At 58.3% G+C, this 13,828-nt stretch carries 14 protein-coding genes; 7 read left to right on the plus strand and 7 right to left on the minus strand.

The features are described from left to right. Positions 1 to 36 precede the first annotated feature (36 nt). The gene (gene aat / locus I9H09_RS10850) at positions 37 to 726 is read right to left on the minus strand and encodes a leucyl/phenylalanyl-tRNA--protein transferase (RefSeq protein WP_122347857.1); all 690 of its coding nucleotides are present in this window, start codon (positions 724 to 726) and stop codon (positions 37 to 39) included. Between the two features lie 477 nt (positions 727 to 1,203). Between aat and ftsK the strand changes: the two genes are divergently transcribed. The 6 genes from ftsK (at position 1,204) to cysG (ending at position 8,715) form a co-directional block, all read left to right on the plus strand. Continuing rightward, positions 1,204 to 3,609: a DNA translocase FtsK gene (ftsK, locus tag I9H09_RS10855; protein ID WP_024670027.1), complete on the plus strand. Its 2,406-nt coding sequence runs from the start codon at positions 1,204 to 1,206 to the stop codon at positions 3,607 to 3,609. 75 nt (positions 3,610 to 3,684) lie between these two features. Next, the gene (gene lolA, locus I9H09_RS10860) at positions 3,685 to 4,308 is read left to right on the plus strand and encodes an outer membrane lipoprotein periplasmic chaperone LolA (RefSeq protein ID WP_005892726.1); all 624 of its coding nucleotides are present in this window, start codon (positions 3,685 to 3,687) and stop codon (positions 4,306 to 4,308) included. Positions 4,309 to 4,326: 18 nt separating this feature from the next. Next, positions 4,327 to 5,649, plus strand: coding sequence for a replication-associated recombination protein A (locus I9H09_RS10865; RefSeq protein WP_122347855.1), 1,323 nt, complete (start codon positions 4,327 to 4,329; stop codon positions 5,647 to 5,649). Beyond that, positions 5,649 to 6,023 (plus strand): fluoride efflux transporter CrcB, encoded by a 375-nt coding sequence (gene crcB / locus I9H09_RS10870; protein ID WP_005892730.1) that lies wholly within the window; start codon positions 5,649 to 5,651, stop codon positions 6,021 to 6,023. The genes I9H09_RS10865 and crcB overlap by 1 nt, the downstream gene beginning before the upstream one ends. Before the next feature lie 16 nt (positions 6,024 to 6,039). After that, positions 6,040 to 7,320: a serine--tRNA ligase gene (gene serS / locus I9H09_RS10875; protein WP_005892733.1), complete on the plus strand. Its 1,281-nt coding sequence runs from the start codon at positions 6,040 to 6,042 to the stop codon at positions 7,318 to 7,320. Beyond that, positions 7,321 to 8,715: a siroheme synthase CysG gene (gene cysG / locus I9H09_RS10880; RefSeq protein ID WP_024689660.1), complete on the plus strand. Its 1,395-nt coding sequence runs from the start codon at positions 7,321 to 7,323 to the stop codon at positions 8,713 to 8,715. Positions 8,716 to 8,760: 45 nt separating this feature from the next. Here cysG and I9H09_RS10885 read toward each other — a convergent pair whose 3' ends face one another. The 6 genes from I9H09_RS10885 to tusD all read right to left on the minus strand — a co-directional run bounded on the left by I9H09_RS10885 (position 8,761) and on the right by tusD (position 12,265). Beyond that, complete coding sequence (locus tag I9H09_RS10885) at positions 8,761 to 9,771, minus strand: glutathione S-transferase family protein (RefSeq protein WP_122347854.1); 1,011 nt, start codon at positions 9,769 to 9,771, stop codon at positions 8,761 to 8,763. Positions 9,772 to 9,879: 108 nt separating this feature from the next. Then, the gene (locus tag I9H09_RS10890) at positions 9,880 to 10,881 is read right to left on the minus strand and encodes a glycosyl transferase family protein (RefSeq protein WP_005892738.1); all 1,002 of its coding nucleotides are present in this window, start codon (positions 10,879 to 10,881) and stop codon (positions 9,880 to 9,882) included. Further along, positions 10,878 to 11,213 carry a TusE/DsrC/DsvC family sulfur relay protein gene (locus tag I9H09_RS10895; RefSeq protein WP_024689658.1) on the minus strand — a complete coding sequence of 112 codons (336 nt, stop codon included), beginning with the start codon at positions 11,211 to 11,213 and terminating at the stop codon, positions 10,878 to 10,880. Before I9H09_RS10895 ends, I9H09_RS10890 begins: the two co-directional genes overlap by 4 nt. Continuing rightward, complete coding sequence (gene tusB / locus I9H09_RS10900) at positions 11,210 to 11,509, minus strand: sulfurtransferase complex subunit TusB (RefSeq protein WP_005892742.1); 300 nt, start codon at positions 11,507 to 11,509, stop codon at positions 11,210 to 11,212. Before tusB ends, I9H09_RS10895 begins: the two co-directional genes overlap by 4 nt. Further along, positions 11,509 to 11,871, minus strand: coding sequence for a sulfurtransferase complex subunit TusC (tusC, locus tag I9H09_RS10905; RefSeq protein ID WP_005892744.1), 363 nt, complete (start codon positions 11,869 to 11,871; stop codon positions 11,509 to 11,511). Before tusC ends, tusB begins: the two co-directional genes overlap by 1 nt. Position 11,872: 1 nt before the next feature. After that, on the minus strand, positions 11,873 to 12,265 hold the full coding sequence (gene tusD / locus I9H09_RS10910; protein ID WP_122313069.1) for a sulfurtransferase complex subunit TusD: 393 nt from the start codon (positions 12,263 to 12,265) through the stop codon (positions 11,873 to 11,875). 249 nt (positions 12,266 to 12,514) lie between these two features. On the opposite strand from tusD, the gene tcuC reads away from it, so the two are divergent. Continuing rightward, the gene (gene tcuC / locus I9H09_RS10915; RefSeq protein ID WP_024689656.1) at positions 12,515 to 13,816 is read left to right on the plus strand and encodes an MFS transporter; all 1,302 of its coding nucleotides are present in this window, start codon (positions 12,515 to 12,517) and stop codon (positions 13,814 to 13,816) included. Positions 13,817 to 13,828 lie beyond the last annotated feature (12 nt).

Here is a 13,828-nt window from a genome sequence, read left to right on the forward strand (position 1 = left end):
ATGGTAAATCCATACCTGTGAGTGTATGCCAGCCTTTCAAACTCGCCTAGATAACCAGTCCGCGTCGGTCGGCTGATCGAGGTGCTGTGCGAGGTAGTCTGCGAACTCCCTGCGTGGGATCGAGCGTGCGCCAAGGCTTTGCAGGTGCTGAGTCGGCATCTGGCAGTCGATCAGTACAAACCCCCAGTCAGTCAGGTGTTCTACCAGAGTGGCGAAGCCCACTTTCGAGGCATTGTCTGCGCGACTGAACATCGATTCTCCAAAAAACAGCCGCCCCATCGCCAGGCCGTACAGCCCGCCAACCAGTTCGCCCTGATCCCGGACTTCGACGCTGTGCGCGTACCCGCGACGATGCAGTTCAAGGTAGGCCTCCTGCATTGGGCCTGTGATCCAGGTTTCATTGGCGTAGCTGCGAGGCGCGGCGCACGCCTTGATCACGCTTGCGAAATCGTTGTCGAAGGTCACGCTGTAGCGAGACTGGCGCATCACTTTGGCGAGGCTGCGGGAGACGTGCAGCTCTTCAGGGAACAGCACTGTACGTGGGTCCGGCGACCACCACAAAATGGGCTGGCCGTCCTGAAACCAGGGGAAGCAGCCGTGCCGGTAGGCCTTGATCAGGCGGTCTGCCGATAAATCCCCGCCTGCGGCGAGCAGGCCGTCAGATTCGCGAAGGGCTTTGTCCAGCGGAGGAAAATCGAGGCTGTTACGGTTTAACCAGGTCAGCATGGCATCACGACTTTGCGGAAGGGGAGGGCGCCCAGGCCTGTCGGTGCAACTCTAAGCGGCAGGCGTGGTCACAAGCGGTTGTCATTATGGCGCGTACGTAGCGCTTTCGGTAGGGCGCTGGCCCGACACAGGTGGCGCTATCGTGAAACTTGCAGGTTGTTGACACAATCACGTCATAAGCCTTTGTCACAAAACGGAATGCATGCTCAAATTGAACACTGCCGGCAAACATGAACGCTTATTCGGTCTTTCACGGGAACGGGATACATCCCAACCCGATTTGACGAGTTTTCGTACAGACCCCGGTATGTGTAAAGCCGTACAATGCCCTTTTTGGGCATTATCATTCAAGCGTCTGGCAAGCGGCCTTCCCGGTGCCTGCGATCCCTGTTCATTCGGGCGCAGGCATTGCTGTTCTGCCGACGTTTTTAGTCAATCAACGAGATGTTCGCGCTCCAGCGCAGGAAATAAAGCGTTTTGAAGAAATCCACACCAGCACCCAGCGCTGTCCCGCTTTGGCGGCAGCAACTGCACTATCGGCTCAAGGAAGGGGCTCTGATAGCCTTTGGCGCCCTTTGCCTGTACCTGATGATGGCGTTACTGACCTACGATCAGAGCGACCCTGGCTGGAGTCACACCAGCAGCAATGCTGCTCAGGTCCAGAATGCCGCTGGGCGCGCAGGGGCCTTCTGCGCCGATATCCTGTTCATGGTTCTGGGCTATTTCGCCTATATTTTTCCATTGCTGCTGGCCATCAAGGCCTGGCAGGTCTTCCGGCACCGCCATGAACCCTGGCAGTGGAGCGGCTGGCTATTCTCATGGCGCCTGATCGGGCTAGTTTTCCTGATTTTGGCGGGCGCAGCGCTGGCGCACATCCATTTTCATTTCTCGGCCGGTTTTCCAGGGTCTGCGGGTGGGGTGCTGGGTGAAGTACTGGGCGATCTGGCCAAAAAGGCCCTGAACATACAGGGCAGCACGCTGTTGTTCATTGCCCTGTTCCTGTTCGGTCTGACGGTATTTACCGACCTTTCCTGGTTCAAGGTCATGGACGTCACCGGCAAGATCACCCTTGACCTGTTCGAACTGTTTCAAGGTGCTGCGAACCGCTGGTGGACGGCCCGCGCCGAGCGCAAGCAGATGGTTGCCCAGTTGCGCGAGGTCGATATGCGTGTAAATGACGTCGTGGCGCCTGTCGCCCCCGACCGTCGTGAGCAGGCCAAGGCCAAGGAGCGCCTGATAGAGCGCGAAGTGTCGTTGAGCAAGCACATGACCGAGCGCGAAAAGCACGTGCCTGCGGTCATAGCGCCAGCGCCGTCAAAGCCTGTCGAGCCCAGCAAGCGTGTACTCAAGGAAAAACAGGCGCCGCTGTTCGTTGACAGCGCCGTCGAAGGCACCTTGCCGCCGATTTCGATTCTCGATCCTGCAGAAAAGAAGCAGCTCAACTACTCGCCCGAGTCTCTGGCGGCGGTCGGGCATCTGCTGGAAATCAAGCTCAAGGAGTTTGGTGTCGAGGTGTCCGTGGACTCCATTCATCCAGGCCCGGTCATCACGCGTTACGAGATCCAGCCGGCTGCCGGCGTGAAGGTCAGCCGCATCTCCAATCTGGCCAAAGACCTTGCCCGTTCACTGGCCGTTACCAGCGTTCGTGTGGTCGAGGTAATCCCGGGCAAGACCACCGTGGGTATCGAGATTCCGAACGAAGACCGGCAGATCGTGCGTTTCTCCGAGGTCTTGTCTACGCCGGAGTACGATAACGCCAAGTCACCTGTGACCCTCGCTCTGGGGCATGACATCGGCGGCAAGCCGGTGATCACCGATCTGGCGAAAATGCCGCACCTGCTGGTTGCCGGTACAACCGGTTCCGGTAAGTCGGTGGGTGTGAACGCCATGATCCTGTCGATCCTGTTCAAGTCCGGCCCGGAAGACGCCAAACTGATCATGATCGACCCGAAAATGCTCGAGCTGTCGATCTACGAAGGCATTCCGCATTTGCTCTGCCCGGTCGTGACCGACATGAAGGACGCTGCCAACGCCTTACGCTGGAGCGTTGCCGAGATGGAGCGACGTTACAAACTGATGGCCAAGATGGGTGTGCGTAACCTTTCTGGCTTCAACCAGAAGGTCAAGGATGCGCAGGATGCCGGCGAGCCGCTTGCCGACCCGCTGTACAAGCGCGAAAGCATTCACGATGAAGCGCCGTTGCTGACCAAGCTGCCGACCATCGTGGTGGTGGTGGACGAGTTTGCCGACATGATGATGATCGTCGGCAAGAAGGTTGAAGAGCTCATCGCACGTATCGCCCAAAAAGCCCGTGCAGCCGGCATTCACTTGATCCTCGCGACCCAGCGTCCATCTGTGGACGTCATTACCGGTCTGATCAAGGCCAACATTCCGACGCGAATGGCATTCCAGGTATCGAGCAAGATCGATTCGCGGACCATCATCGACCAGGGCGGTGCCGAGCAATTGCTGGGTCATGGTGACATGCTGTACATGCCCCCCGGCACCAGTCTGCCGATCCGTGTACACGGCGCGTTTGTTTCCGACGAAGAAGTGCATCGAGTCGTCGAGGCCTGGAAGCTGCGTGGCTCTCCGGAGTACAACGACGATATTCTCGCAGGCGTGGAAGAGGCCGGTAGTGGCTTTGACGGCGGCAGTGGCGAGGGCGGCGAAGACAGCGAGAGCGATGCCCTTTACGATGAAGCTGTCAAGTTCGTACTTGAAAGCCGGCGAGCTTCTATCTCGGCTGTGCAGCGCAAACTCAAGATTGGCTACAACCGCGCCGCCCGTATGATTGAGGCCATGGAAATGGCTGGCGTGGTGACATCGATGAACACCAACGGCTCGCGTGAAGTTATCGCACCTGCTCCTATGCGCGACTGAGTTGTACCATCCCGGATTACGGCGGCAGCGTGCATTGCGCGTTGCCGCATCATCTTCGACACAATGAGGAATCCCATGCGTCTTATCCGCATGCTGTTGGCCACCGCACTGACTTTTTCCGTAATCTCCGCCCACGCTGACAGCAAGGATGTGGCACGCTTGACTCAGCTGCTGGAGAAATCCCAGACCCTGACCGCGCGTTTCTCGCAACTGACTCTGGACGGTGGCGGTACGCAGTTGCAGGAGACCACAGGTGAAATGGCCTTGCAGCGTCCTGGCCTGTTTAACTGGCACACCGATGCACCACAAGAGCAACTGATGGTCTCCGACGGCAAGAAAGTATCGCTGTGGGACCCTGACCTGGAGCAGGTCACCATCAAGAAACTTGATCAGCGCCTGACCCAGACCCCGGCACTGCTGCTTTCAGGTGACGTGTCGAAGATCAGCGAAAGTTTTGATATCACTGCGAAAGAAGCGGGTGGCGTGATCGACTTCGTGCTCAAGCCCAAGACCAAGGACACGCTTTTCGACAGCCTGCGTCTGTCGTTTCGCAACGGCATCATCAACGACATGCAGTTAATTGACAGCGTAGGTCAGCGGACCAATATCTTGTTCACCGGCGTCAAGGCCAATGAGCCGATTGCCGCCAGCAAGTTTCAGTTCCAGATTCCCAAGGGCGCTGATGTCATTCAAGAGTAATAGGGCCTATTCCTGATCATGGATCTGTTCAGCCGCGAACCGATAGCTCAGCCCCTGGCTGCACGTTTGCGTGCTACCAAGCTGGACGAATACGTCGGTCAGGAGCATGTGCTCGCACACGGCAAGCCGCTGCGCGAAGCGCTTGAGCAGGGTGCATTGCACTCGATGATTTTCTGGGGGCCGCCGGGCGTGGGCAAGACCACCCTGGCAAGGCTCCTGGCCAAGGTTTCGGATGCCCATTTCGAGACTGTTTCTGCCGTACTGGCGGGGGTCAAGGAAATTCGTCAGGCGGTGGAAGTTGCCCGGCAACAGGCCGGGCAGTATGGCAAACGCACCATTCTGTTTGTCGATGAAGTACACCGTTTCAACAAATCTCAGCAGGATGCATTTCTTCCATACGTGGAAGACGGCACGCTGATTTTCATTGGTGCGACCACCGAAAACCCATCGTTTGAACTCAATAACGCGTTGTTGTCCCGAGCCCGCGTTTACGTACTCAAGAGCCTCGACGAGGCGGCGCTGCGCAAGTTGGTAAATCGTGCCCTGACCGAAGAGCGCGGTCTGGGCCAGCGCAGGCTTACCCTGAGCGACGAAGGTTTCGCGATTCTGATGTCTGCTGCCGACGGTGACGGTCGGCGCATGCTCAACCTGCTGGAGAACGCCTCCGATCTGGCCGAAGATGGCAGCGAGATCGACATAAACTTGTTGCAAAGCCTGCTGGGCGACAGTCGGCGCCGTTTCGACAAGGGCGGTGAGGCTTTTTACGACCAGATATCGGCGCTGCACAAGTCGATACGTGGCTCTAATCCCGATGCGGCCCTGTACTGGTTCGCACGCATGATTGACGGTGGGTGCGACCCGTTGTATCTGGCTCGTCGCGTGGTACGCATGGCCAGCGAAGATATCGGCAACGCCGATCCGCGAGCGCTGCCGCTGTGTATGTCGGCCTGGGATGTTCAGGAACGCCTGGGCAGCCCTGAGGGCGAATTGGCCGTCGCGCAGGCGATCGTGTACCTCGCTTGCGCGCCCAAGAGCAATGCGGTCTACATGGCATTCAAGGCTGCAATGCGGGAGGCGGGCGAGCACGGGTCTCTGGAGGTCCCGCTGCATTTGCGCAACGCACCGACCAAGCTGATGAAGCAGTTGGGTTACGGTGAAGAGTATCGGTATGCCCATGACGAGCCGGACGCCTACGCGGCAGGCGAAGACTATTTTCCGGACGATCTGGAGCCGCGTCAGTATTACCAGCCGGTGCCACGTGGCCTCGAGCTGAAAATCGGTGAAAAGCTCAGACACCTGAACGCATTGGACAATGCGAGTCCTCGCAAGCGGAGAAAATGATGTTTCAAACCATTCTTGCTGTGTCGGTTGCCGGTATCGCTGGTACATTATTGCGCTTCGCCACCGGCACGTGGGTCAGCGCCAACTGGCCGCGGTATTTCTATGCTGCAACGCTGGCGGTCAATATCGTCGGCTGTTTGATCATTGGTGTGCTTTACGGCCTGTTCCTGTTGCGTCCGGAAGTACCCGTCGAAATTCGTGCCGGCCTTATCGTCGGCTTTGTTGGGGGTCTCACGACCTTTTCATCCTTTTCACTGGATACGTTGCGCCTGCTTGAAAGCGGGCAATTGCCGCTAGCCCTGGGCTATGCCGGTATCAGTGTATTCGGCGGGCTGCTCGCGACCTGGGTTGGCCTGTCCCTGACCAGACTTTGATAGACGAGAGAACGATATGCTCGATTCCAAACTGTTACGTACCCAGCTTCAGGACGTAGCGGATCGCCTGGCCTCCCGTGGCTTTACACTGGATGTGGCGCGCATTGAATCGCTGGAAGCCCAGCGCAAGGTAGTGCAGACCCGCACCGAACAGTTGCAGGCCGAGCGCAATGCCCGTTCCAAATCCATAGGCCAGGCCAAACAGCGCGGTGAAGACATCGCGCCGTTGATGGCGGATGTCGAGCGTATGGGTAACGAACTGAGCGAAGGCAAGGTCGAGCTGGACGCCATTCAGGCTGAACTGGATGCGCTGGTGCTCAATATCCCGAACCTGCCTCACGAATCGGTGCCGCTGGGCGCCGACGAAGAAGGCAATGTTGAAGTACGCCGCTGGGGCACGCCGACTGCCTTTGATTTCGAGGTCAAGGATCACGTTGCGCTAGGCGAAAAATTCGGCTGGCTGGACTTCGAGACTGCCGCCAAGTTGTCCGGTGCACGTTTCGCGCTGTTGCGTGGCCCGATTGCGCGCCTGCACCGTGCGCTGGCGCAGTTCATGCTCAACCTGCACATCAACGAGCATGGCTACGAAGAGGCCTACACGCCTTATCTGGTGCAGGCTCCCGCGCTGCAGGGCACAGGCCAGCTGCCGAAATTCGAGGAAGACCTGTTCAAGATTTCGCGCGAAGGCGAAGCCGACCTGTACCTCATCCCGACGGCTGAAGTGTCACTGACCAATATTGTGTCGGGCGAGATTCTTGATGCCAAGCAGCTGCCGCTCAAGTTCGTGGCACACACACCTTGTTTCCGCAGTGAAGCAGGCGCATCGGGTCGCGACACGCGCGGGATGATCCGCCAGCATCAGTTCGACAAGGTCGAGATGGTCCAGATCGTCGCCCCGGACGATTCGATGGCCGCCCTGGAGTCGCTCACCGGCAATGCCGAGCGTGTTCTGCAACTGCTGGAGCTGCCTTATCGCACGCTGGCGCTGTGTACCGGCGATATGGGTTTCAGCGCGGTGAAGACCTACGATCTGGAAGTATGGATTCCTAGCCAGGACAAGTACCGCGAGATATCTTCGTGCTCCAACTGCGGCGATTTCCAGGCGCGTCGCATGCAGGCGCGCTGGCGCAACCCGGAAACCGGCAAGCCGGAACTGGTTCATACACTCAACGGTTCGGGGCTGGCGGTGGGGCGGACACTTGTTGCAGTGCTGGAAAACTATCAGCAGGCCGATGGTTCGATTCGCGTGCCGGAAGTTCTAAAGCCGTACATGGGCGGTATTGAGGTCATCGGTTAAATGGAATTTCTGCCGCTGTTCCATAACCTGCGTGGCAGCCGCGTGCTAGTGGTCGGCGGCGGCGAGATTGCCTTGCGCAAGTCTCGCCTGATCGCCGATGCCGGAGCCGTATTGCGCGTAGTCGCGCCGGAAGTAGAAACCCAGTTGCGCGAACTGGTGGCGCAAAGCGGTGGTGAACTGATCCTGCGTGGTTACAGCGAAAGCGATCTTGATGGCTGCGTGCTGATTATTGCCGCAACAGACGACGAGCCGCTCAACGCCCAGGTTTCCCACGATGCCCGGCTCCGTTGTGTTCCGGTCAATGTGGTGGATGCTCCGGCATTGTGTACCGTGATCTTTCCGGCCATCGTCGACCGTTCGCCCCTGGTCATTGCAGTGTCCAGTGGTGGGGATGCGCCGGTCCTGGCGCGTCTGATACGGGCCAAGCTGGAAACCTGGATCCCCTCTACGTATGGTCAACTGGCCGGGCTCGCCGCGCGTTTTCGCCATCAGGTCAAAGGGCTGTTTCCCAACGTGCAACAGCGCCGGGCCTTCTGGGAAGAGGTTTTCCAGGGTGCCATCGCTGATCGCCAGCTGGCCGGGCAGGGCGCAGAGGCCGAGCGCATGCTGATTGCGAAGATCGCGGGTGAGCCGCCAGCGGAAACAGGTGAGGTCTATCTGGTCGGCGCCGGTCCAGGTGATCCAGATTTGTTGACGTTCCGTGCCTTGCGCCTGATGCAGCAAGCGGATGTGGTGCTGTATGACCGCCTGGTGGCGCCGACCATTCTTGATCTGTGCCGCCGCGATGCCGAGCGTGTTTACGTGGGTAAGCGTCGTGCAGAGCATGCGGTGCCTCAAGAGCAGATCAATCAGCAACTGGTTGCGCTGGCCAAGCAGGGCAAGCGGGTTGTGCGCCTCAAGGGCGGTGACCCGTTTATCTTTGGCCGTGGTGGCGAGGAAATCGAAGAGCTGGCAGCCCACGGGATCCCGTTTCAGGTGGTGCCGGGTATCACGGCTGCCAGCGGTTGCGCCGCGTACGCGGGTATCCCGCTGACTCACCGCGATCATGCCCAGTCTGTGCGCTTCATCACTGGCCATCTTAAGAATGGCACGACCGATCTGCCTTGGTCCGATCTGGTGGCGCCCGCTCAGACGCTGGTGTTTTACATGGGGCTTATCGGTTTGCCGATCATCTGCGAACAGCTGATAAAGCACGGGCGATCTGCCGACACCCCGGCGGCATTGGTCGAGCGCGGCACCACAGTCAATCAGCGCGTGTTCACGGGCACTCTGGCCGACTTGCCGCAAATGGTCGCCGAACATGAGGTTCATGCACCTACGCTGGTGATCATCGGTGAGGTGGTCAAGCTGCGTGAAAAGCTGGCCTGGTTCGAAGGCGCTCAAGCAACACTCTGAAGCTGAAGCGGATAGCCCGCCCGGGCTATCCGCTTTGCCAGCAGGCTACCTGCCTGCCGATCTTTCCCAGACACCCTTTCCAGGCAGGCGTGTCCGGTCATGAGCATCTTGCAGGCTCAGCGCCGGCCCTTTGGGAATGATCCCGGTCGGGTTGATGGTGCGATGGCTTGCGTAGTAGTGACCTTTGATGTGTTCAAAGTCGACCGTCTCGGCAATGCCCAGCCACTGATACAGCTCGCGCAGCCAGTTGCTGAGGTTCGGATAGTCCGCAATACGTCGCAGGTTGCATTTGAAGTGGCTGTAATACACCGCATCAAAGCGCACGATGCTGGTGAACAGGCGTACATCGGCCTCTGTCAGGTGTTCTCCGGCCAGATAGCGCTTCTCGCCCAATAGCTTTTCCAGTGCGTCCAGCTCGTTGAAGACATCGTCGAATGCCTCTTCATACGCACCTTGCGATGTCGCAAAGCCTGCCCGATACACGCCGTTGTTGACGTTCGGATAGATCTGCCCATTGAGTTCGTCGATGGTCGGCTTCAACGCCTGAGGATAAAAATCCAGCGTATTGCCGGTCAGTTCGTCGAAAGCCGAGTTGAACATGCGGATGATTTCTTCCGACTCATTGCTGACGATGCATTGCTGCTGCTTGTCCCATAACACGGGCACCGTCACGCGCCCGGTGTAGTTCGGATCGTCTGCGGTATAGCGTTGATGAAGGTACTGCAGCCCGTCCAGTGCATCGCCGCTGGAGCCTTTCTGCTGATCGAAGGTCCAGTCGTTTTCCAGCATCAGCCAACTGACCACGGAAACCTCGATAAGGCTTTCCAGCCCCTTGAGCTTGCGCACGATCAGCGTCCGGTGGGCCCAAGGGCAAGCCAGCGATACATAAAGATGGTAGCGGCCAGCTTCAGCGGCAAATCCACCTTTGCCGGAGGGGCCCGGTTGCCCATCCGCGGTTACCCAGTTACGACGCAGAGCTTTTTCGCGCTGGAATGCGCCGTCTTTACTGCTTTCGTACCACTGGTCTTGCCAGCGTCCTTCGACCAGAAGGCCCATGTCTGACTCCCATTACTGAATGATGAAACTTGGAGGTCAGTCAAGGCGCATAGGTTCGACCTGAAAAGCGCAGGATTATGAACGTTGGTTATCGTCATGGCCGATAGATCAGATGCTCTTGTCGCGGCGATCCCAAAACACCCGGGCTTGCTCAAACGCCTCTTCACGAGCGACGCCCAGACCGCGCAACGCGAGCGCCATGGTGGAGATCAAGGCCAACTGCGGGTAACTGTCCTCGATTTCGCCGCGCCACAATGCCAGCAGTTGTTGCGGATCAAGTGTGGCCGGTTTGACATGGCGGCGCGGGGAGAGGGCGGGCCACTCTTCGTCCCAAGGCTGCCCTGCGGTGGTGCCATACAGGTGGCTGATGGTGTCAGGGTTGATCTCGATTTCACCGCCGTCGCCCTTGACCACAATGGCGTTATCACCCAGCAGGCTGCTCGCATCTCGGTGCACGCTCTGGTAGCCCGGGTGAAAGATACTTTGCAGGCCGCAACGTGCCTGAAGCGGATTGAGAATGCGTGCCAGCGAATGAATCGGCGAGCGCAGCCCCAACGTGTTACGCAAGTCGATCATGCGTTGCAACTGCGGTGCCCAGTCCGCGAGCGGTATGAACGCCAGGTTGCCTTGTTCAAGCGAGCTGTCTACCGCTGCCCAGTTGCGGCACAGCGGTATATTCAGCAAACCCAGCAGCTGTTCGGTGTAAAGGCGCCCTGCGGTATGCGCACCACCACCATGCAGCAGGATTTTCACGCCGTTCTGCGCGAGGCATTTGGCTGCCAACAGGTACCACGGCAAATGGCGCTTCTTGCCGGCATAGGTTGGCCAGTCGATATCGACCTTGATGGGAGGGGCGTTCAAGCGTTCGCGCAACGCTTCAGTAAAACCGGCCAGTTCCTCGGGGCTTTCTTCCTTGTGGCGCAGCAGCATCAGAAACGCGCCGAGTTGGGTGTCCTCGACCTTTTCATCGAGCAGCATACCCATTGCCTCGCGTGCTTCTTCGCGGGTCAGGTTACGCGCGCCGCGTTTTCCTTTGCCCAGAATGCGTACGAAAACAGCAAAAGGGTGTTCTTCCGGCGTTTCAGTCACCAGCGATGTGTAGTCGTTCATATGCAATTGGTCGGCTTTGGCAGGCCCGCCAGCTTGGCGGCGAGTTTGGCGGGAGTGCCGTTGAACAGGCGATTGAGGTGCAGGCTGTTGCCTTTTTCCGTGCCCAGCTTGAGGGCGGTGTATTTGATCAGCGGCCGTGTGGCCGGTGAAAGCTGAAACTCTTCATGAAAATCCCGCAACAACAGAAGAATTTCGATATGTTCGGGACTCAGAGCGATGCCTTCTTCGGCCCCCAGCGCATGAGCGACGTCCAGCGACCAGTCGTTGAGGTCCTCAAGGAATCCATCCTTATCCAGTTTAATGCTGCGTCCGTCCACAATCAGCTGTTTCATAACCAGGTATTGACTTTGTCAAAGCGCAGCGACAGTTGCACGAAAGTCGGATAGTCGACGCTGCTGACCCCAGCAGGAAGCGACAGGTTGCGTGCCTTGATGTCTTCGTCGAGGGCAAACAACTTCAATGAGCCGATCACTGCCTGCAGAGCGTTCAGCGGCGCGCTGGAGGGCGTCAGCGCATAAGTGGCATCGCCACAGAGCAATACGCCGTCGTCATTGCCCAGCACGCGCAGGCAACTGTCCAGACGGGTATCGGCAAACGGCGAGTGAGATAGAACGTGCAATGTAGCCATCAGATCGTGATCACCTCGTCGTATCGATCAAAAAGCGCCGACAGCTCGGAGCGTGTCGACAATTGACTGATCTCATCGCTCAAGGCATCGGCAGCGATGCCTCGTTCTGCCAGGCTGTGGGCGCAGGCGTAAAGAGCTTCTACACCGAACATCGGCAAGGCCTTCAGGTTGGCGGTGAGGTCTTTTTGTTGTAGTGCCGTCGGCGATTGCTGTGGCACCAACTGAAATACGCCGTCATCCAGAAACAGCAGGCCGACCGGCAGATCGAATGCGCCACCCGCCAGCACGATGTCCAGCGCCTCTCTGGCGCCGGGGCCTGACCAGGGTGACTGACGGCTGACAATCAATAATGACCTGGGCATTTTACGGCCCTCCAAAACAGATCAGGCGATCAGCCGATTGCACTGCATCGTGCAACTGACCCAGGCCGGATAATTGCCAAGGCTCATGCAGGTTCGCCGCTGGCCGCTGGTAACGTTCGGCCTCTTGAGCATCGAGCACACCGCGACGCAACGCTGCAGCAATGCATACCACGCCATCCAGATCATGCTCGACGATGAAATCACGCCATTGCAGCGCGATATCCTGTTCGTCCTGAGGCGTCACGGCATTGGCCGACGCGCTGTGTACGCCGTCCTGATAAAAAAACAACCGGACAATTTCGTGCCCGCCTGCAAGCACGGCGTTGGCAAACAGCAAGGCGCGCCGCGAGGAGGGCGCATGGGCGGCGGAAAAAAGCGAGATGGCGAATTTCATGATCGGCTCTGCCAACGAAACATGCGTAATGATAAAGAATTCATGGCCGAGCGTGTGAGTTTGGCGTGCTCAGGAGAGACATTTGTATAGCGACGGGCCTGCTACATGGGCACATCGGCCTTTCACTGATTGATAACGGTTAGACATCAATCGATGAAAACATAGCACTTATCGTTTCAAAGTGTGTCCGGCAGACTCCTCGATCACAAGCGCTGACAAGCACTCTAATAAGATCGCTGGAGAACATTCATGCAAGGCTCTACCCCTCGACAAACCGCGTCTGCCCGATCCCGGGCCGGAGCAGTATTCCGCGTTACTTCAGGCAACTTTCTCGAGCAGTTCGATTTTTTCCTGTTCGGCTTTTACGCCACTCAAATTGCCTCTGCCTTCTTTCCCGCGAGCAGTGAATTCGCCTCACTGATGATGACGTTCGCGGTCTTCGGCGCGGGCTTCCTGATGCGTCCATTGGGTGCGGTGATTCTGGGTGCCTATATAGATGATGTCGGCCGCCGCAAAGGCTTGATCGTGACCCTGTCGATCATGGCCAGTGGCACGCTGCTGATTGTGCTGGTGCCCGGCTACGCGAGCATCGGACTCTGGGCGCCAGCGCTGGTTTTGCTGGGAAGGTTGCTGCAGGGGTTCTCCGCAGGGGCCGAGTTGGGCGGGGTGTCTGTCTACTTGGCCGAGATGGCCACACCGGGCCGCAAGGGGTTCTACACCAGTTGGCAGTCAGGCAGCCAGCAGGTGGCGATCGTCGTTGCTGCAGCGCTGGGTTACGGCCTCAACCAGTGGATGGCACCTGCCGCTGTTGCAGACTGGGGCTGGAGAATTCCTTTCGCCATCGGCTGCCTGATCATTCCGTTCATTTTCATACTGCGCCGCAGCCTGCAGGAAACCGAAGAGTTTGCGACCCGTTCTCACCGTCCAACCATGCGGCAAGTGTTTGCGACGCTGTTGCAAAACTGGCGTGTGGTGATCGCGGGGATGCTGATGGTTGCAATGACCACCACCACGTTTTACCTGATCACTATCTACGCGCCGACCTTTGGCAAAACCGTGCTGAACCTGAGCACCTCGGATGCGCTGCTGGTGACCTTGCTGGTCGGTGTGTCCAATTTCATCTGGCTGCCCATCGGCGGCATGCTGAGCGACCGTTTCGGGCGCAAGCCATTGCTGGTGGCAATGACGTTGCTGACCATCGTCAGTGCCTACCCGGCGTTGTCCTTTCTCGCGCAGGCACCAAGCTTCGGTCATATGCTGGAAGTGCTGCTGTGGTTCTCGTGCCTTTACGGTTTGTATAACGGCGCAATGATTCCTGCGTTGACTGAAATCATGCCGGTAGAGGTTCGCGTAGCCGGGTTTTCTCTGGCCTACAGCCTGGCGACCGCCGTTTTTGGTGGCTTTACCCCGGCCATATCGACCTGGCTTATCCATTTGACCGGAGACAAGGCTGCGCCTGCCTACTGGATGACGTTTGCCGCGCTGTGCGCGCTGGGCGCAACCCTGGCGTTGTACCGGCACATTTCAGCTCGCCCGCAATTGGCTGTGTAATAAAGGAAAATG

This window comes from Pseudomonas tremae (genome assembly GCF_023278125.1).
In the GTDB taxonomy this organism is placed as follows: Bacteria; Pseudomonadota; Gammaproteobacteria; order Pseudomonadales; family Pseudomonadaceae; genus Aquipseudomonas; species Aquipseudomonas tremae.